This window comes from Curtobacterium sp. MMLR14_010, assembly GCF_001865015.1.
Taxonomy (GTDB): Bacteria; Actinomycetota; Actinomycetes; order Actinomycetales; family Microbacteriaceae; genus Curtobacterium.
Window position 1 is genome coordinate 48739 of record NZ_MJGV01000068.1, and the last position, 18652, is coordinate 67390.

The following is an 18652-nucleotide window of genomic DNA, read 5'->3' on the forward strand; positions in this document are numbered from 1 at the left end:
GGCAAGCGGTGGTCACCGGCTAGGGCGTCGGTCCGGTCGCATGAGCCCGTCGGGTGCGCTGGCGGCGGTCGACGGTGATGATGCCGGCGCTGAGGAGGCCGGCGAGCACCGCCCCGACCGTGTTCATGAACCAGTCGTTCGTGTCGCAGGCCCTGCCGAGGCTCGGCAGCAGCGCCTGGACGAGTTCGATCGCGGCGGACAACCCCGACGCGGCAGCCACGACCGGCACCGGTCGGTTCGTGAGCAGCGCGGCGAAGAGCGTCAACGGGAACAGGAGCGCGACGTTGGCGAGCGTGTCGATGCCCTGGAACGGCACGGAAAACTGCACCGTGCAGAAGACCCCGTTGCCGCCGTCGCCGGCCGGGGTCATGGTCAATGCGAGGACCCCCACCGCGCTGATGCCAGCGAGCGTCACGAGCGCCCGCCGAGCCCGCAGGCGGTGCACCAACCACCCCAAGGCCGTGAGCGCGACCAGGGCGACCCAGAAGAGCACCCGGACCGCGGACGCGTGGTTGACGAGGAAGGTCGTGATCACGAGGAGATCCTCCCATCGCTCGGACGGTCGAGGCGGCAGACGCTGTCGCAGCTCGTGCTCCTCGCTATGGTGTCTGCGTGCGCGACCTCGTGTGGGATGGCTACCGGAACGCCCGTGACCTCGGCGGACTCCCCACGTCCCTCTCCGCGACCGGCGCCACGCGCTTCGGCAGGGTGGCACGCGGGCCACGCCGCGAGCTCCTGACCGAGACCGGCTGGCGGGACGCCCGCGGCTGGGGTCTCGCCGCGGTCGTTGATCTCCGCTGCGCGCACGAGGTCGGCGTCCGAGACGGCGACCCGGTGGTGGCGCCGGAGACGCTCGACGCGGTGCCGGTGGTGAACGCCCCCACCGAGGACCAGGACGACCCCGAGTTCCGTGAGATCTGCTTCCCGATCCTGGACTCGCCGGAGTACTGGCGCCACAACTGGCGCATCCTGCCGCACCTCGTGCTCGCGACGTTGACCGCGATCGCTGACGCTCCGCACGGACTCCTGGTGCACTGCAGCGCCGGCCGAGACCGAACCGGCATGATCAGTGCGCTCCTGCTCAGCAACGCGGGCGTCGCGCCCGCGGTGGTCGCCGCCGACTACGCGGAGTCGGTCCGGGCCATGGCCGGGGTGACCGCGCATGCGCAGCACGACCGGCAGGCTGCCTGGGGGACGGAGGAGGTCGACAGCTGGATCGCGACGACTGCTCCGATCGTCGAGGACGTGGCTGCCGACGTCGACGCCGCCTTCGCGACCATCGGCGCTGACGCCGACCTGCGGTCCCGGTTGCGCGACCGCTTGACGGCGCGCTGACGCATCGTCGGAGCTGATCGCCCGGGCAGCGCCGGGATCGACTCGATCGACTCGATCGACTCGATCAACTCGATCAACTCGATCAAGCATGAGTTCCGGTCATGAACCGGTCTCGTCGGGCAGGATCGACAGGATGGTCTCGATGGTCGAGGCCCGAGGAGGAGCACCCGCATGTCGTCGAACCCCTACCAGTCGAACGCGCAGCAGTCGTCGGCGACGACGACGCCCCGCGTCGTGATGGTCGCGTTCTGGCTCTACCTGGTCACCGCGCTCGCGCACGTCATCGGCATCATCATCAGCGCGACGCAGCTGCCGGCAGCGCAGCAGGCAGCGAAGGACCAGCTCCAGCAGTCGGGGACCTCGACGAACGGTGTCGACGTCGACGGGATCCTCGGTGCGACGCTCGTCGTCAGCATCGTCATCGGCGTGCTCTTCATCATCGCGTTCATCATCTTCGACCTGTTCATGCGCCGCGGCGCGAACTGGGCCCGGATCGTCCTGCTCATCGTGACGATCCTCGGCATCACCGGTGTGGCCGGCGGCTTCGGCCTGGGAGCAGTCGGCGTGATCGCCTCGATCGTCGCGGCCGTCCTGACGTTCCTGCCTGCGTCGAACGCGTGGTTCCGCGCGGTCAAGGACCGCAAGCGGGGCGCGATCCAGAACTGACACGATCCGGACGGGAGGGGGAGTCATGACCGCAGCGCCGACCCACGAGCTCATGCCACGAGTCGCCGCCCTGAACGGCCCGGGGGCCCCGGCGGTCTACGCGATCGAGGGGGCGACGATCACAGGCCGGTGGAACTTCGACGACCCGGCGATCGGTGAGGCGCTCGGTGACGGCGGGGCGTCAGCGAACTTCCGGTACGTCGTGACGCTCGACCCGTCGGCGGGCACGTTCCGCTGCTCGGAGCGTGACGTCGGTTACGACAACGGGGCGTTCCGCGCCTACCGCGGTTACAGCCGCAACTCCAACCTGAATCTCGTGTCGCTCATCGTCACGCTGGTGCAGCGGGCCGAACGCAAGCGGCGGACCGGGAGTGCGACGCCACCGCACCGGTTCCGGCAGGAGGAGCTCAAGGTCCCGCTCCGGACCGTGCTCGAGCAGAGCGGCTGGCGGCGGCGTGGCTTGATCCGCTGACGCGCCCGCGCTCCACGCGCTCGCTCCGCGCTGATCTCATCGGCTGCTGCCGAATCGCTGGAGGCGCGGCGTCGCGATGCCGAGATCCCCTGCGGTGCGGAGGGTGTCGTCGATGACCGCGCGGGGTTCCGCGGCGTCCGGGTCGTCGTGGGCTGCGAGGCTCGCGCGGGCGATCGGCACGAGGCGGGTGGCCAGTGCGAGCATCGTCCCCGTCGTCCGGGGGAACCGGGCGGGAACCGTCGCGGTTCGGTGGAGGCTGAGGTCGACGCCCCGTGCCTCGAGGACCGGGAGGAGTTCGCGGCTCGTCAGGAACGCCTCGCGGAGTGCCCGGCGGTCCCCGATCATGGTCGTGAGCCCACCGTGCTGCACGCCGGCGGAGAACATGCCGGCGTCCAGGACGAAGTGCAGCCAGAGCCATCCGCGCATGTCCCGCTGGTCGCGGACGACGAACCCCGCCTGTCGGAAGGCGAGCCGAGCCTCCAGTCCGCGCCGGTCGGGACCGGATGCCGGCGCTGCCAGGGTGACCGATCGGAGGACGCCCCCGTGCAGGACGCCGTCGTCGCTGAAGCCGCCGCCCGCGCCGGGGAAGCCGAACACCACCTGGTCAGCGGGGATCGGGGCGATCGCGTCGACCGGTTCCTCCCAGACGTTGCCGAGGACCACCACCGTCGCGTCACCGATGCGGGGCGCCAGGAAGGCGGCTGCCTCGCGGAGTCGGTGGTGGACGACGCTGAGGACGACGAGGTCGTGGCCATCGTCCGGGTGGACCGATTCACGGAGCGTCGTCCGGTAGGAGGATGTGCTCCGGCGACCGAGGAGCCCGCGGCGCCCGTCGACGACGTCCAGGTCGACGTGGTCGCCGTACTCGGCAGCGCGGCCCGGGCGGACGTAGTGGTCGACGTCGTGGCCTGCCTGCTGGAAGGCCTGGCCGTAGATGGTCGCGATGACACCGCGACCGAACATGAGGATCCGCATCGCACACCTGTCCGCTAAGTTGGAGGCTGTCTCCCCTTGTGAACATACGGAGACTGTCTCCACTTGTCAACGACTGCTATCGCATCCGAGGAGGACCAGTGCGCGCTGATGCCCGCCGGAACCGGGACGCGATCATCGCGGCGGCCCGGACCGTGTTCGAACACGACGAGCAGCTGCGGTTCGACGACTTCGCCGTGCGGGCCGGCGTCGGGGTCGGCACGCTCTACCGACACTTCCCGACCCGGGAGGCCTTGGCCGCTGCGGTCTACCAGGGTGAGGTCGAAGCGCTCTGCGGGGAAGCGCAGGACTCGACGCGGCCGGCGGGGGAGCGGCTCGAGGCGTTCCTGCACGCGTTCGTGGAGTACGTCGTCGAGCATGCGGCGTTGGCGCGGGCCCTCGCGTCGGTCGTCGACCCGGCGACCCAGGCCGAGGGTGGGAGCGAGCTCGAGCGCACGCTCGCCGACGTGATGGCGCGTGCGGTCGACGAGGGGGCCATCCGCGAGGACGCGACTGCGGGAGCTGTGCTCGTCGCGCTGCACGGCATCGGGTCCGCGACGGACCGTCCGGACTGGGCGGTGGAGGCGCGGGGGCTGGTCGAGCTGGTCGTGGGGGGGCTCCGGGCGCGCTGACCCCGGGGAGGCGGTGGGCTCAGAGCCGGACGGCCGAGGTCCGAGCTACGCGGTCGGTCCGGTGGGGCGGTTCAAGCGGTCGGCGGCGCGTCCGAGCAGCCAGTTGACGGCCCAGCCGAGCACGCCGACGACGGGGAGCAGGAGGATGGCCAGGGTCCAGAGCACCTTGACGAGTTCGCTCCGGCGGCGGTCACGCCAGACCTGGACCAGTGCGAGGGCGTTCAGCACGAGGATGATCAGGATCACCAGCACATGGGCGCCGATCAGGTTCTCAAACACGTCGTTCTCCTGTCTTCGCGCCGAGGCGCATCGCGTCCACGATAAGGCGGCGTCTGCCGGGCGGCGTCCGCTCTGCGGATGACATGACCTAGACCCTTCACTGGCGCGTGATGGCGGCGACGGCTTCGCTGATGGTCGAGCCCGGATGCTCCTCGCGGTAGCGCCGCACCGCTGCGGAATCGACGGGGGACGTCGCCTCCGTGGCCCGGGTGTTGCCGATGACGGGCCTGGAGAAGGCGGCGACGCACACCGTCGCGAGCAGCAGGATCCCGGCGATCGTCGGCCCGGCCCATGCGTATGCGATCATCGCTGCCGTGAGGCCGGCGAGCGTCAGGACTGCGGGCGACCAGCGGCGCACGAGGCGTGTCGATCTCCGGTCGGGGGAGTGCATCGTCGTCTCCTTCCACCCGGCGCCCCTCGCCGGGGTGCACCCCAGCTTGCCGCGCAGGTGCGACATGTGCAACATCACACCGGCGGCAGTGCGACGACGAGCGGTACGCCCGGGTCAGTCCTCGATCGGGTTCTGCGTCAGCGTGAACGTCAGCCCGCTCAGGTCGATCGTCTGCGCCTTGCCGGTCGTCACGTCCGACGCCAGACCGATCGTGTAGGTCACGTCGAGCACCGAGGTCCCAGCCGTGGGCTCCACGGTCCAGGTGGTCCGGCCGGCGGGGGCCAGGGACGAGCTCGTCGACGCGACGGAGAGCGACTGCGTCGAGGCAGCGATGAGGTCGGCGTCGCCCGTGATGCTCTGCGGTGTCCAGGACAGGTCGGCGGAGAGGTCGTCCCCGGTCGCGATGACGTCCAGTGTCTGGTGGAACTGGTACGTGTTGCCCGGCACCATGCGCACCCGCGCGATGTCCACGACGTCGGAGCGGCCGTTCGTGACGTCCGTCCAGACGCCGTCGGCGTTCGCGGACAGGGCGAGTGTGCCCGAGCTGACGGTCGAGGGCTGGGTGGCAGCGTCGGAGTTCCAGAGGGCGAAGGTGCTGGCGCCGCCGAGGAGCAGGGCGATGCCGGCTGCTCCGGCGATGGTGCCGTTGACGATCTTGAGCACGGGGTTCCGTTCGGGTCGGGTTCGCGGAATGCCCTGAACGTACCGGTCCCCCGAAGTGCGGACACGAGCCTCGTCCACTTCGCCCGCCCCCAGAACGAGGGTGTGTCGGCGGTCTCGGGGCAGGGCCCTGCGGCAGCGGGGAGGCCCCCGGTTGGACCCCGGCCGTCAGCGCGCTTGGCGTTGGGGCGTCATGACAGCCGAAGACCGCACGACCGCGCCCTCCGACCAGCCGGACCCCGACCGCTGGAAGACCCTGGTCATCCCGCCCGAGGACCTCGCCGTCACGCTCCGGGTCCTCGAGCAGCTGACCGAGATCGACGAGGCCCACCCCGACTTCGTCCGCGTGCGGCACGCGACGGGGGCCGCCGACTGGATCGACGATGAGACCCGCGGGGTGGGCGGTGGCGGCACCCGAAGCAGTCGATGGACTGGTACAACGGCGTCAAGCGGGCCTACGCCGAGCTCCCCGCTGGATGACGGGCGGTCGGTCCTGCCACCTCGTCGGCGGCCGGCCGTTCCTGGTCTCGTCGAACGCGTGGTTCCGCGGTCGAGGAACGGTGCGCGGCACCGTCACATCCGCAGGCCTACGACGGTCCGGGCGATCAACAGGACCAGCAACCCGATGACGAGGTGGACAGCGCTGGTGAGCGCTGCGTCCGGATCCGCGATCCAGGAGCTGAGCCACAGGACAGCGGCCTCGAGCGCCAAGGTGACGAGGGACGTCGCAACGGCCGCAGTCGGGGCGGCGTCGTCGTACGGCAGCAGCACACCGGCCAGGTACGCGATTGCGCTGAGCATCGCGAACAGTGTCATCGCCGACGCGACGGTGACCGTCACCGACGTCGCAGTTCCGGGTGCCGCCAGGGCGACCGCTGTCGACGTGGCGAGCGCGAGCACCGCCCCGGGGACCAGGACCCCGAGGTACTGCTCGAGGACGATCCGCATCGGTCGCGTGCCCGAGAGTCGCCGGACCCAGGAAGTCGGTGCGGAGCGCCCGAACGCGGTCTCCGCGTTGGCGGAGAACAGCATCGCGCTGATGGAGATCGCGATCGGTGGTGGGACCATCCCACTCCGGGTTCCGAGCAGGAGCTGGACGGCCAGGACGGTCGCGGCAGCGGTCGTCGTCTGCCCCACGGGATGACGGAGCAGCAGGAGCGTCTCGCGAGCCACCCCGTTGATGAGTCGACCCGGACTGCCGATGATGCGGAGACCGAACAGCTTCGGGTGGTGCGGGAACGCTCCGCCGTCCCGATCCAGCAGCTTCCCGATCAGCACGGCTGTGACCGCCACGACCGCGAGGAGCGTCGCTCGGACCGCGGTCGACGCGTCCAGTCTGTCGACGTCAGCATCCCAGAGGTGCAGAACGACGGACCCGACCAGGCTGGACCGGCCGTGCGTCGTGGCGTTCAGCAGGTCACCCAGCGCGGCGCCGAACACCGAGAACGCGAGCATGACGGACGTCAGCCGGGCCAGGACCACCGACCCGTTGGCGGCCCGGACGCCGGCGACGACGAACGTGGAGAGGGTCACTGCGGCGAGTCCGAGCGCGACCGCCGTCGTGGTCATCGTGATGAAGGTCGCAACCTGATGGTGCTGGTGGCTGGCGAAGAACCAGGTGGGTCCGACACCGGCGGCGGCGACGACGAGCGTGACGGCGCCCAACAGCGGGGCGGACTCACCGACCGCCACGGCCGCCCGCGATGCCCCAGCGATCCGCGCTGCTGGTCGCGTCCTGGGGACTGCGGGGGTCAGCATGACGAGGCCGAGGGCGATGACCGGTGCGGTCATCAGCTGCGCGAACACCAGCGCAGAACGGGCTTGGCGCAGTCGGGGGAGGGCGGCGACGTCAGGATCGAACGCCGCACTGAAGTGGGTGTCGTAGAACCGGAAGAGCAGGATGTTCATCGCGACGGTCAGCACGAGGGCGAGCGAGCCGACCACCGCCGCGGGACCGTGCCCGCCGACCGAACGGACCACGTGCCGTCGAAGGACCAGTGCCGACGCGCGCGACACCGCGAGGGCGGGGATCATCTCGTGTCCACCGGTCGCGCCAGGTCGTCGAGGCCGGCGAAGAAGTCGTCCGCAGCCCGTCCGGCCTCGGCTGCAAGACCCGTCATGGCCAAGAAGCTCGTCTCGAGGGTCCCGTCGGCAGCTTCGCCGCGGATGCTCGCGAGGTCCCCGCTCGCGCGGAGACGCCCGTGCTCGAGGACGAGCACGCGGTCACAGAGCTGATCCGCGACCATCAGGTCGTGCGTGGACAGGAGGACCGCGTTCCCCCGCGCCGCGTACCGCCGGAGCAACTGCTTCATGATCGCGCTCGACTCGGGGTCCAACCCCCGGATCGGCTCGTCGAGCACCAACACGTTGGGGTCGTGCAGCAGCGCCGCGATGAGCTGCAGCTTGCGGCGCATGCCGTGGCTGTAGGTGTCGATCAGTGAATGTGCCGCGTCCGAGAGCCGCATACCGCGCAGCAGACGGTCCATCACGCGCTCCGGGACCGAGATGCGGCGCGCGCCCTGAACGAGGTCCAGGTACTCCATGCCGGTCAGCAGATCAGCCATGGGGAGGTCGTCCGGACAGAAACCGATCGTCCGGAGACTCGCGGGCTCGCCCTTCCTGTCGAAGACGGACACGGTACCGGCGTCCACCGGGATGAGGCCGTTGATCGCATGGAGGAGCGTGCTCTTCCCCGCTCCGTTCGGACCCAGGAGCGCCGTGATCGTGCCAGCCGGCACCGTCGCTGTCACCGAGTGGAGAACCGTCCGACGCCCGTAGCGCTTCGTGAGTTCATGGAGCTCGAGCATGGTCGTGTCCTTTCCAGAAGGCCCAGGCCTGCGTGCCGTCGTCCGCGCTGCGTCGCAAGCTCAGGAGGTGGACGCCGAAGAGGGCGACGAATGGGAACTGCAGGAGGAAGGCGCCACCCGGCGCCAGGAGGGGCAGCGCGCAGCAGAACCCGGCGAGGGGCCCCGCGAGCGCAACGGCGGCGTCACCCTCGCGGTCCAGCGCCCAGCGGACGACCTGGCCTCCGCCCCAGCGACCGATGCCGAAGATCTCTGGAACCGCCGTCACTCGACGTGCCACCAGCGAGTAGGTCACCGCGTGTCCGAACTCGTGCGCCAGCATGCTCGCTGGCATGAGGACAGCAGCGGCGAGGAGATGGAGTGCGGTGCGACCACCATCGAGGCCGGCGGCGGCAGCGGCGAGGAGCGCGAGGGGCGCACTCGCGATGACCGACACCGACAGAGCGACCCGCCATGAGGCTTGGTGGGCCGCTCTGATCGCGACGCACCAGGCCTCACGCGGCATCATGCCTGAGCCGACGTCCCCGAGCGCTGGCGCTGGCGGTGGGAGACGAGGCAGCCCAGCCCGGCGCCGGACGCGGCAAGGACCAGGGGCAGCACCAGGATGCCGGCCCCGGTCTGCGCCACGACGTCACCGCTCTCGGTCGTGGTCGACACGATGAGCGGGACCTCGACTCCGGCTTCCCCTGACAAGGCCTGTCCGAACGCCCACAGCCAGACGGCCGCGTCGACCGCGACACCGAGGACGAGCCCGCACAGTGCACCTGTGAGCACCGCTGCGAGTGCGGTGGTCTGAGCAGGAGCCCCTGATCTCACAGCTTGTGGCACTTGAGCTTCACCTGCCAGGTGCTCAGCGTCACGACGGCGTCCAGGACGGCACCCTGCGCTGCGCACATGATGACCGCGCCGGCGACGACGGTCACGGCCAGGGCGAGCAGGACGACGATCGCGACCACGATGATGACCGGGATGACGGCGTTCGAACGGGTCGTGGTGCGGGCGATGACCCAGGCTTCTCGCAGCGACAGGCCGCCGGTCGACGGGATGGTCAAAGCTGGACTACTCATGTTTCTCCTTTGAAATACAAACGGTCAGCACGAAGGTATCCAGCGGGTTCCGCCGTGGGCAACTCCAGAGTGTCCGCGTGTCGGAGGACCTCGTTGTCCCCAGAGCGCGATCTGCGTCTCGACCGCGCGGGACCGACCATGGGGTGACTCGTGGCGGCGCCCTCCAGTCCGTTCTTGGGTCAGCTCGCCGTAGAATCCCGTGTGACCTCCGAGCGCCTCGACCCCAGCAGCATCCCGCCCGAGGACCTCGCCGTCACGCTCCGGGTCCTCGAGCAGCTGACGGAGATCGACGAGGCCCACCCCGACTTCGTCCGCGTGCGGCACGCGACGGCGAAGATGTTCAAGGCCGTCAAGCGGGCGCACCGGCTCGAGAAGCGCGCGGTCATCGCCGACGCCGATCGCCGCGTGATCGCCGCGACCGCGACGGGGGCCGCCGACCGGATCGACGACGAGACCCGCGGGGTGCCCATCAGCACCTCGACGGCAGCGGCCACCGCCGGCACCCTGCTGAAGGCACGCCCCTGCTACATGTGCAAGCAGCAGTACACGGTCGTCGACGCGTTCTACCACCAGCTGTGCCCGGCGTGCGCGGCGATGAGCCACGCCAAGCGCGACGCCCGGACCGACCTCACGGGCAAGCGCGCCCTGCTCACGGGCGGACGCGCGAAGATCGGCATGTACATCGCGCTCCGCCTGCTGCGCGACGGTGCCCACACCACCATCACGACGCGGTTCCCGCGCGACGCCGTGCGCCGGTTCACGAGCCTCCCCGACTCCGCCGACTGGATCTCGCGGCTGAAGGTCGTCGGCATCGACCTGCGCGACCCCGCCCAGGTCATCGGGCTCGCGGAGGACGTGGCCGCGTCCGGCCCGCTCGACATCCTGGTCAACAACGCCACGCAGACCGTGCGTCGGTCGCCCGGCGCCTACCAGCCCCTCGCCGACGCCGAACTCGCTCCGCTGCCGGACGGCCCGCTGCCCGAGCTGGTGACCTTCGGGCACACGAACGACCAGCACCCGCTGGCGCTCGCGCGGTCGGTCACGGCGCACCCCGTGCTCGCGGCCGCCGCCGCCCGGGCCGAGGAACTCACCGAGCAGGCCATGGCGCCGGGGTCGAGCTCGCTCGAACGCCTGGCCGGGGGCACCGCGATCGACGCCGGTGGTCTCGTCCCCGACCTGCACGACGTGAACTCCTGGACGCAGCAGGTCGACGAGGTGGATCCGCTCGAGATGCTCGAGGTACAGCTCGCGAACACGACGGCACCGTTCATCCTGATCTCCAAGCTCCGCTCGGCGATGGCAGCGAGTGCAGCGCGCCGGACCTACGTCGTGAACGTGAGCGCCATGGAAGGGGTGTTCGGCCGCGCCTACAAGGGGCCGGGGCACCCGCACACGAACATGGCCAAGGCCGCCGTGAACATGCTGACGCGGACGAGCGCACAGGAGATGTTCGAGACGGACCGCATCCTGATGACGAGCGTCGACACCGGCTGGATCACGGACGAGCGGCCGCATCCGACGAAGGTGCGGCTCGCGGAGGAGGGCTTCCACGCACCCCTCGACCTCGTCGACGGCGCAGCGCGCGTGTACGACCCGATCGTGCGGGGCGAGGCCGGCGAGGACCTGTTCGGCGTCTTCCTGAAGGACTACCAACCCGGTTCGTGGTGATCCCGGCACCACGAGCAGGCGCGCGAGCCTAGCGTGGGATCGTCATGACAGCTGAAGATCGCACAACTCCTGAGTCCGACGTGGCTCCCTCCGACCAGCCGGACCCGAACCGCTGGAAAGCCCTCGTCATCTGCCTGCTCGGCGGCGGGATCGTGCTCCTCGACGTCTCGATCGTGAACGTCGCGCTGCAGTCGATCTCGACCGGTCTCCCGGGCACCTCACCCGAGGCCGTCCAGTGGATCCTGTCCGGGTACGCCCTGTCCTTCGGGCTGCTGCTCGTGCCCGGTGGACGACTCGGTGACGCCACCGGCCGACGCCGCATGTTCGTCATCGGCGTCGGGCTCTTCACCGTCGCGAGTGCCCTCTGCGGGTTCGCGCCGAACGGCCTCGTCCTGGTGATCGCCCGCCTGGTGCAGGGACTCGCGGGCGGTCTGCTCACCCCGCAGGTCACCGCGCTCATCCAGCAGCTGTTCCGCGGCAAGGAACGCGGCACCGCCTTCGGGCTCTTCGGCGCGACGGTCGGCATCGCGACCGCGATCGGTCCGCTCATCGGCGGCCTGCTCATCACGGCGTTCGGCACCGAGAACGGGTGGCGGTTCGTCTTCTTCGTGAACCTGCCCGTCGGGCTGGTCACGATCCTCCTGGCCTTCCGCTACCTGCCGGCCATGACCAGCAGCGAGCGGAGCCGGAAGCACGACTTCGACCCCGTCGGCATCGCGCTGCTCGGTGCCGCGGTGGTCGCCCTGCTCCTGCCGTTCGTGCAGTCGTCGGAGTGGAAGGGCAACACGAAGTGGTGGCTCGTGGTCGTCGCCGTCGTGCTCGGCGCGCTCTTCGTCCTCTGGGAGCGGCGCTACGAGCGGACGAAGGAGCCCCTGATCGATCTCGGGCTCTTCCGCCGCCGGTCGTTCTCGCTCGGCGTCGGTCTCGCCACGCTCTACTTCGCCGGGTTCACCCCGCTGTTCTTCGTCCTGACGCTCGCGCTCCAGTCGGGACTGCACTACTCGGCGCTGATGGCCGGGTTGTCGTCGGTGCCGTTCGCGATCGGCTCCGGCATCGCCTCGACCATCGGCGGGCGGATCGTGCACCGCTTCGGCCGACAGCTCATCGTGATCGGGACGATCCTCGTGCTCCTCGGGCTCGGCGCGGTCATCTGGGTGGTCGCGAACCACTACCGCTCCGACCTCGGTTGGTGGCTCGTCCTGCCGCTGCTCGTCGCCGGTGTCGGCTCCGGGCTGACCATCTCCCCGAACCAGACGCTCACGCTCTCCGAGGTGCCCGTCGAACAGGGCGGCTCCGCTGGCGGCCTCATCCAGGTGGGCGCTCGAGTCGGTTCCGCCGTGGGGATCGCCGCGGTCGGCAGCGTCTTCTACTCGATCCTGGCGAACTCGAACGGGGACTATGCGAAGGGCCTGCCGCTCGGGCTCGGTGTCTCGCTCGGGTTCGTCGCCGCTGCGCTGATCGCGGGGATCGTCGACGTGGTCGTCGGGAAGGCGCGGGGGACCGAAGCGACGGTCTGAGCGCCGGACCACGGACGGACGGGAGGCTCGGTGCCAGCTGGCACCGAGCCTCCCGTCCGTCGTGGCGATCGGGATGGGACCATGGGCGGCCATTCGTCCTGGATTGGTGCGCTGTCGCCGTGGGTGTTGTACGTTCTCCGCATGAGACACATCACATGGGAGCGGAGCAAGTGCGTCACCGTGGCACTCGGAGCCGCCCTGGTCGGCGCGCTCGCGTTGCCCGCGACGGCGTCGGCGTCGGCGTCAGGCGAGGGCGTCGTCGGCGACCAAGCGTCCGGAGGGTCTGCCGTGATCACCGGCGGCGAGGGGACGCGGGTCGTCGTGGACGACACGGCGAACGACGGGCGTCTGCGGACCACGCAGCGAGTCGGCGGCGGTGTGTGGATCTACGGCATCGGCGGCGGGAACTCGTACTCGTACTACGACCACAGCGGCAAGACGCACAAGTCGACGGCCTGCGCCGGCTTCGGGACGAGCTGCAGGAGTTCCGGGTGGGTGGCGAAGGGCACGCGCTCCGTCGCTCAGGTCCTGAGGACCGCGGGCGGCAACACCGCCTTCTGGGACACGAAGTAACGGCACCCGAGTGGCCTCGAACGTCCTCCGCGTGGGGACCGCTCTCGCAGCCGCGGTGGTCTCGTTCCTGATCGGCTTCGCCGTGCTCAGCGTTCAGGACACGCAGTCGATGGCGACGATCAGGTCGGCACTGATCATCTCCGAGGCGAACGAGGCCGCTCGAGTCGTCGACGTCCTCCGGTCGGAGGCAGAGCACCGCAGCGCCAACTTCTACCGCGTCCGGATGGACCCGACGGGGCGGACCCCGACGCGGACGCTGGTCCCGGTCATCGGTGACCGTGCCGCACACGACCGGGCGTTCCCGGCGGGGGAGTACGCGCGGTTCGACGTCTCTCTGACCACCGAGCTCGAGGCGGCCGGGGACCCGCGCGGCAGCTGGCTCTCGACGCTGCCGCCGCGCGCACTCCAGGACGTCGCGACGACGTTGGGTCGCGCGGGTGTCGAGGCGCAGGTGCAGTCGCTCGGGTGGGCCAGTCTCTTCCGGTTCATGGTCGGGTACACACCGACGGTGACGGCAGCAGTGGTCACGATGAGCGGTGCGTGGCTGCTCGGGTTCGTCCGAGCGGCGTCGCGTGCACGCGTGACAGCGGTCTCCAGGACGCTCGGTGTGCGGTGGCCGTCCGGGCGCGACGTCGGGATGTCCGTGCTGCTCGCGGCCGGCGCGTTCGTCCTCGTCGGCGGGTTCGCGATCGCAGCGCTCGACGGCTACAACGGCGGCCACCGGCTGGCCGCCTACCTCGGCGTGAGTGGTGCCGTGTGGGGCTCCCTCGTGATGGCGTTCGTCTGTGGGGCCTGCGTGTCGGGCTCGCTCCCGCGCCGCCTGCGGTTCCGGTCCGCCTTCTCGGGATGGCTGCCGTGGGGGAGAGGAGCTGTCCTGATGCCAGCCGTGCAGGTGCTGACGTTGACGCTCGTCGTGTTCCTCGTCGCACAGGCCGGGACAGCATGGGGATCGCTCGTCGTCGTCCGCGACAGCCGTCCTGACTGGCAGGCATGCGCAGGGTGCACGACGACGATCTTCCAGGGCTTCGACGGCCCCACAGCGCTCGAGGACGCAGTGGAGCCGTTCGCCTCGGCGGTCCGCGCCACTGAGGCCTCGGGTGGGGTCCTCCTCAGCTGGGCGCCCGGAGCGGCTCGTGGTGATCGGTACACCCCGGGGGACCCAGGGTCGAACGTGATCGTTGCCAACCCGACGTTCATCGAGCGTTCGCGGGGGCGGGTCCCTGATCCGCTCGACGGGGCGGACGGGCCCGGGGAGTGGGGGCTCCTGGTACCGAGCGACCAGGCAGAGCGGGCAGCGGCCATCGCGGCAGAGTGGCGCACGTCCTTCCGAGAGCCGCTCGGGGAAGTCCCGGACCGGGCGGCGCCGAAACGCCCGCACGTCGCCACGTACACGCCCGGTACCGTCTTCAACTACGGCCAGACGGACCTGCGCGACCGGGCGTACTCGGAGTCTCCCGTCATCGTCGTCGTCCCGGCGTCAGCCGGCCTCCTCGACGACGACTCCTACTTCGCCGCCGGCTCCGCCGGGGACCTCCTGTTCACCGGTGGCGCCGCATCGACACACCGGGTGCTCGATGCCGCTGGCGTCCCTCGGTCCGTGTACGTGGTCGACGCGCTCGCCGACCAGATCGACCGCGGCGTCGCGACGGCCCGAGCGCGACTCCCCATCGCACTGGTCGGTGGCGCAGCCGGGGTCCTCGCTGCGGTGGGCATGCTCGTCGTGCGCACCCGGGCCTCAGTCCTCGCGAACCGCGACCGCCTGCTCTTCCACCGCACGCACGGACGATCACCGAGCCGCGTCCATCTCCGGACCTGGCTCCGGACCGCGGCACTCCTGGCAGGGACCGCGGTCGCCCTCGGCCTGGCGATGCAGAGCGGCCTCACGGGCGCTGACGTCGTTCCTCGGACTGTGGGGGGCGTCTTCGGTGCGGTCGTCGTGCTGGTCGTCCTGACGACCTGGGTCACCACCGCTCGGACCGCCACGACGAAGGAGTTGCTCTCCCATGGGCACTAGCGAGCCAGCGATCGACGCGATCGGCATCCGCCACGGGGTCGGCGGCCGTCTGCTGTTCGACTCCCTCGATCTGACCGTCCGAGCGGGTGACGTACACGCGGTGGTCGCACCCTCGGGTGCCGGGAAGTCGACACTGCTCCGGATGATCGGGGGACTCGAGCGCCCGGATGCTGGCACGATCCGGGTCCTCGACCACGACGTCACGGCGCTGCGGGGTGCGGAGCTGCGTCGACACCTCCGCGACCGCGTCGCGTTCGTGTTCCAGGACGCCGGCCTCGTCGAGCGGTGGACGGTCCGGCAGAACATCACGGCGGCCGGTGCGGCAGCGCCACACATCCCGGTCGGCGAGCCGTCGAGCCTGGACGAAGCGGCAGACCTCCTCCATCTGCCGCAGGCGCTCCTGGGACGACGAGCCGCTGAGCTGAGCGGTGGGGAGCGTCAGCGGGTGGCGATCGCCAGGGTCCTCGTCCGCAAGCCGCCGGTGGTGCTGATGGACGAGCCGACCGCCGCCCTGGACGCGGAGCTGACCGATCGCGTGGTGCACCTCGTCCGCGAGCTCTCCGATCAGGGTGCAACGATCGTGATCGCGACCCACGACCCGGTGGTCATCGGCGCCGTGGATTCGACCTCGACGCTGTTCCAGCTGCCCACCTGACGGACCGGAGGCGCGCTGACGACGGTCTCCGCACCGGACGGCAGTCCTCGTTTCGCGGCGTGACGGATCCGGTTCGCGGATCCGGGAGCGAGCCGACCAGATCCGTCACGGCGCGAATCGGGAACGGGTCGGCGGCGGACCCGTGGGGTTCCGCGGCCAGACCGAGACCGAGACGGACGGGAGGCTCGGTGCCAGCTGGCACCGAGCCTCCCGTCCGGTCCGGGGTCGCGTCAGAACCGGGTGGTGCCCCGCGTGCTGCGGGGCCGACCATCCGGGTCCACCGCGAGCCGGGCCGCCGGGGCAGCCCACAGACGTTGCAGCGCCGACACCGGTTCCGGCTGGTGCTGCCGGATGCGCCCGGGGGGACGGGGGCCTGGCTGGCCGTCCTCGTGCCAGTGGTCGAGCGCCCGGGCGTGGGCCCGCCAGAGCGCGAGGAGCTCGGCACCGGAGCCGTCGAGCCGCGGGTCGTCCGGGGTGGTGGCGAGGTGTTCTGCCCAGAGCTCGTGTCGGAGGTCCCGCGCGAGCGACCCGTCCCCCTCGGACCTGTCGACCACGGCGCAGGTGAGCTCGCTGTCCGCCGTCCAGGAGCGCCGGTTGAAGTTGTCCGACCCGATCGTGAACCAGGTGTCGTCGACGATGCAGACCTTCGCGTGGATGTAGATCGGGCGGCCGGACTCGTGCTCCAGGTCGAACACGCCCACGCGGTCGGGGGCCGTGCGACGGAGGGTCGTGATCGCATCGATCTGCCCGAGGCGGCTCGGTGGTCCGCCGAGCACCCCGTCCGAGTTCGGGTAGCGGGGCACGAGGATGACGACGCGCAGCCCCGGGTTCTGCTCGAGCGCCTCGGCGATGCCGGTGGCGACCTCGCGGGACCAGAGGTACTGGTCCTCGATGGTGATGAGGTCCCGGGCCGTGCGGAAGGCCTTGCCGTAGGCGCGCGCGATGCTCCGCTCACCCTCGGGCGCGAACGGGAACGGCGGGCGCTTCACGCCGTAGGTGCGGAGGAGCTGCACCGCGTGGTCGCCGGCGGGCGGGGGTGCCGGCGTGCGCTCGGGCAGTGGTTCCGGCCTGCGCGGCATCCGCACCAGGCGCTGCAGGAGCATCCGGTACGGCAGGCTGCGGTCGAGCGGGTGCGGGTCGTCCCAGCGCTCGGCGAACACGGCGAGGACGTCGGCGACGACCGGTCCGCGGAGCTCCATCGAGGCGTCGTGCCACGCCGGGCGCTTGCCGTAGCGGGCGTCGATCGAGATGGGCTGCGGGTCGCCCTCGTGCGCGGCGTCGTCGCGGCGACTGTGGCAGAGGTCGATGCCGCCGACGTAGGCGACGTCCCGCGCGGGGTCGTCGCGGTGCTGGATGACGAAGAACTTCTGGTGGTGGGAGCCGAACACGCGGACGCGCTGGTCGAGGAGGACCTCGCCGCCGGCGTCGTTGATCTTCCGCCCGAGCAGCTCGTTCGCCCGGGCGCTGAGCGACGCCGAGATCCGCTCGCCGTGGGAGCGCCAGATGAGCCCGCGGACCTCGACGCCTGCCCGTGCCCGGTCGGCCAGCAGGTCGCCGATCGTCGGGCCATCGGGCAGCAGGCGCTCGTCGGCGTCTCCGCGCCAGTCGGTGAACCACACGCGGTCGCCGGGCTCGAGCGCGGTCAGCTCGGCGTGGATGCGCTCGAAGTACGGCGCCCCGTGCACCAGCGGGCGGACGAGGTTGCCCTCGGACCACGCGGGGGTGTCGCCGGCGCCGGCGTGCACCTCGGTGGCGGTGTTGCCGCGTTCGTCGCGGGCCAGGAACCAGTGACGCGGGTCGGTGGGCACGGTCGAACACTACGGGGCACTCTGGCTCATCGACCCGGTCGTGCGCCAGAATCGCCCCATGGACGCTGAACACGAGGACAGGCCGCGCGTGGTCGCGGTGAGCAGGGACAGTGACCACCGGTTCAGCAAGCCGGTCGTGCAGGAACTCACCCTCGTCGAGGGCTGGGGCGTCGAGGGCGACGCCCACGCCGGCACCACCGTGCAGCACCGCTCACGCGTGGCGCGGGACCCCTCGCAGCCCAACCTCCGCCAGGTGCACCTGATCCACGCGGAGCTGTTCGACGAGGTCGCGGAAGCCGGGTTCGCGGTCGCGCCGGGGGAGCTCGGCGAGAACGTCACGACGCGCGGCATCGACCTGCTCGGCCTGCCGACGGGGGCGCTGCTGCACCTCGGCGACGACGCCTGCGTCCGCGTCACGGGCCTGCGCAACCCGTGCCAGCAGATCAACGGCTTCGAGCCGGGGCTCCTGCGCGAGGTGTTGGGCAAGGCGGACGACGGAGTCGTCGAGCGCAAGGGCGGGGTGATGAGCGTCGTGGTGTCGGGCGGGGTCGTCCGACAGGGTGACCAGGTCCGCGTCGAGCTCCCCGAGGGCGAGCAGACGCCGCTGGAGCCGGTGTGAGCGCCGAGGCGTGGGAAGCGCAGGTCGCCGCACTGTGGTCGGACGAGACGATCGACGACGACACCCGGATCGCCCGCATGGCTGAGCTCGCCGCTGCGGCTCCGCACCCGGCGCTCGGCGCGTTCGAGCTCGGGGGAGCGAACGACTCGGGTGGACGTGAGGCCGAGGCCGAGGTGCACTACGCCGATGCGACCGCGAACGGCCTCGGTGCCGTCGATCCCGCCCGGGCAGCACAGCTCGTCGTCCAGCACGCCTCGACACTCCGCAACCTCGGCCGTACCGACGAGGCCATCGCCATGCTCCGGGACGCACCACCGCACCCGACGACGGGAGCCGCCCCACGGGTGTTCCTCGCCCTCGCGCTGCACAGTGCCGGACGCCATGACGAGGCGCTCCGCGAGGTCGTCGAGGCGATCGAACCGACGCTCCCGCGCTACAACCGGTCGGTCCGCGCGTACGCCGCGGACCTCACCGAGCGGTAGCCGGCCGACTCCGCCACCCGCCGGACGGGAGGCTCGGT

22 protein-coding genes are annotated in these 18652 nt (G+C 71.0%); 12 read left to right on the forward strand and 10 right to left on the reverse strand.

Going from position 1 to position 18652, the window contains the following annotated elements; all coding sequences use genetic code 11:
- Positions 1–19: 19 nt before the first annotated feature.
- Positions 20–535 (reverse strand): VanZ family protein, encoded by a 516-nt coding sequence (locus BIU98_RS14150; RefSeq protein WP_071277809.1) that lies wholly within the window; start codon positions 533–535, stop codon positions 20–22.
- Between the two features lie 77 nt (positions 536–612).
- Between BIU98_RS14150 and BIU98_RS14155 the strand changes: the two genes are divergently transcribed.
- From BIU98_RS14155 to BIU98_RS14165, 3 genes are all read left to right on the forward strand, one after another.
- Positions 613–1335 carry a tyrosine-protein phosphatase gene (locus tag BIU98_RS14155; RefSeq protein ID WP_071277812.1) on the forward strand — a complete coding sequence of 241 codons (723 nt, stop codon included), beginning with the start codon at positions 613–615 and terminating at the stop codon, positions 1333–1335.
- A gap of 171 nt (positions 1336–1506) precedes the next feature.
- Positions 1507–2001 carry a hypothetical protein gene (locus BIU98_RS19550; RefSeq protein WP_071277815.1) on the forward strand — a complete coding sequence of 165 codons (495 nt, stop codon included), beginning with the start codon at positions 1507–1509 and terminating at the stop codon, positions 1999–2001.
- Between the two features lie 25 nt (positions 2002–2026).
- Positions 2027–2473, forward strand: a complete 447-nt coding sequence (locus BIU98_RS14165; RefSeq protein WP_071277818.1) for a hypothetical protein — start codon at positions 2027–2029, stop codon at positions 2471–2473.
- A gap of 36 nt (positions 2474–2509) precedes the next feature.
- Here the strand turns inward: BIU98_RS14165 and BIU98_RS14170 are convergent, their stop codons facing one another.
- Entirely contained in the window at positions 2510–3448 is a 939-nt protein-coding gene (locus BIU98_RS14170; RefSeq protein WP_071277876.1) for a ketopantoate reductase family protein, read from the reverse strand.
- A 98-nt stretch (positions 3449–3546) separates the two neighbouring features.
- On the opposite strand from BIU98_RS14170, the gene BIU98_RS14175 reads away from it, so the two are divergent.
- Complete coding sequence (locus tag BIU98_RS14175) at positions 3547–4077, forward strand: TetR/AcrR family transcriptional regulator (RefSeq protein WP_254787919.1); 531 nt, start codon at positions 3547–3549, stop codon at positions 4075–4077.
- Between the two features lie 45 nt (positions 4078–4122).
- Here the strand turns inward: BIU98_RS14175 and BIU98_RS19035 are convergent, their stop codons facing one another.
- From BIU98_RS19035 to BIU98_RS14200, 5 genes are all read right to left on the reverse strand, one after another.
- Complete coding sequence (locus BIU98_RS19035) at positions 4123–4356, reverse strand: PLDc N-terminal domain-containing protein (protein ID WP_217635704.1); 234 nt, start codon at positions 4354–4356, stop codon at positions 4123–4125.
- 97 nt (positions 4357–4453) lie between these two features.
- Positions 4454–4747 (reverse strand): hypothetical protein, encoded by a 294-nt coding sequence (locus BIU98_RS14185; protein WP_139200749.1) that lies wholly within the window; start codon positions 4745–4747, stop codon positions 4454–4456.
- Between the two features lie 114 nt (positions 4748–4861).
- Complete coding sequence (locus tag BIU98_RS14190; RefSeq protein WP_071277885.1) at positions 4862–5410, reverse strand: alternate-type signal peptide domain-containing protein; 549 nt, start codon at positions 5408–5410, stop codon at positions 4862–4864.
- A 570-nt stretch (positions 5411–5980) separates the two neighbouring features.
- Positions 5981–7441, reverse strand: a complete 1461-nt coding sequence (locus BIU98_RS19555; protein ID WP_071277887.1) for a hypothetical protein — start codon at positions 7439–7441, stop codon at positions 5981–5983.
- Entirely contained in the window at positions 7438–8214 is a 777-nt protein-coding gene (locus BIU98_RS14200) for an ABC transporter ATP-binding protein (protein WP_071277891.1), read from the reverse strand. The genes BIU98_RS19555 and BIU98_RS14200 overlap by 4 nt, the downstream gene beginning before the upstream one ends.
- Before the next feature lie 67 nt (positions 8215–8281).
- Between BIU98_RS14200 and BIU98_RS19050 the strand changes: the two genes are divergently transcribed.
- Positions 8282–8668, forward strand: a complete 387-nt coding sequence (locus BIU98_RS19050) for a hypothetical protein (RefSeq protein ID WP_139200752.1) — start codon at positions 8282–8284, stop codon at positions 8666–8668.
- A 47-nt stretch (positions 8669–8715) separates the two neighbouring features.
- On the opposite strand, the gene BIU98_RS14210 is transcribed toward BIU98_RS19050, so the two are convergent.
- Together BIU98_RS14210 and BIU98_RS14215 are read right to left on the reverse strand one after the other, a co-directional pair.
- Positions 8716–8985, reverse strand: coding sequence for a hypothetical protein (locus BIU98_RS14210; RefSeq protein ID WP_071277898.1), 270 nt, complete (start codon positions 8983–8985; stop codon positions 8716–8718).
- 38 nt (positions 8986–9023) lie between these two features.
- Positions 9024–9278 carry a hypothetical protein gene (locus BIU98_RS14215; protein ID WP_139200753.1) on the reverse strand — a complete coding sequence of 85 codons (255 nt, stop codon included), beginning with the start codon at positions 9276–9278 and terminating at the stop codon, positions 9024–9026.
- A gap of 201 nt (positions 9279–9479) precedes the next feature.
- Here BIU98_RS14215 and BIU98_RS14220 point away from each other — a divergent pair, with 201 nt between their 5' ends.
- The 5 genes from BIU98_RS14220 to BIU98_RS14240 all read left to right on the forward strand — a co-directional run bounded on the left by BIU98_RS14220 (position 9480) and on the right by BIU98_RS14240 (position 15705).
- Entirely contained in the window at positions 9480–10946 is a 1467-nt protein-coding gene (locus tag BIU98_RS14220; RefSeq protein ID WP_071277904.1) for an SDR family NAD(P)-dependent oxidoreductase, read from the forward strand.
- Positions 10947–10990: 44 nt separating this feature from the next.
- On the forward strand, positions 10991–12463 hold the full coding sequence (locus tag BIU98_RS14225) for an MFS transporter (protein ID WP_071277907.1): 1473 nt from the start codon (positions 10991–10993) through the stop codon (positions 12461–12463).
- Positions 12464–12604: 141 nt separating this feature from the next.
- Positions 12605–13036 (forward strand): lactococcin 972 family bacteriocin, encoded by a 432-nt coding sequence (locus tag BIU98_RS14230; RefSeq protein WP_071277910.1) that lies wholly within the window; start codon positions 12605–12607, stop codon positions 13034–13036.
- A gap of 31 nt (positions 13037–13067) precedes the next feature.
- The gene (locus BIU98_RS14235) at positions 13068–15050 is read left to right on the forward strand and encodes a hypothetical protein (protein WP_139200754.1); all 1983 of its coding nucleotides are present in this window, start codon (positions 13068–13070) and stop codon (positions 15048–15050) included.
- A complete protein-coding gene (locus BIU98_RS14240; protein WP_071277915.1) occupies positions 15040–15705 on the forward strand; it encodes an ABC transporter ATP-binding protein in 666 nt (221 codons plus the stop codon). Before BIU98_RS14235 ends, BIU98_RS14240 begins: the two co-directional genes overlap by 11 nt.
- A 230-nt stretch (positions 15706–15935) precedes the next feature.
- Here BIU98_RS14240 and BIU98_RS14245 read toward each other — a convergent pair whose 3' ends face one another.
- On the reverse strand, positions 15936–17513 hold the full coding sequence (locus BIU98_RS14245) for a phospholipase D-like domain-containing protein (RefSeq protein ID WP_071277917.1): 1578 nt from the start codon (positions 17511–17513) through the stop codon (positions 15936–15938).
- Between the two features lie 58 nt (positions 17514–17571).
- Here BIU98_RS14245 and BIU98_RS14250 point away from each other — a divergent pair, with 58 nt between their 5' ends.
- The gene (locus BIU98_RS14250; protein ID WP_071277920.1) at positions 17572–18132 is read left to right on the forward strand and encodes an MOSC domain-containing protein; all 561 of its coding nucleotides are present in this window, start codon (positions 17572–17574) and stop codon (positions 18130–18132) included.
- Positions 18129–18614, forward strand: a complete 486-nt coding sequence (locus BIU98_RS14255) for a tetratricopeptide repeat protein (protein WP_071277923.1) — start codon at positions 18129–18131, stop codon at positions 18612–18614. The genes BIU98_RS14250 and BIU98_RS14255 overlap by 4 nt, the downstream gene beginning before the upstream one ends.
- Positions 18615–18652 lie beyond the last annotated feature (38 nt).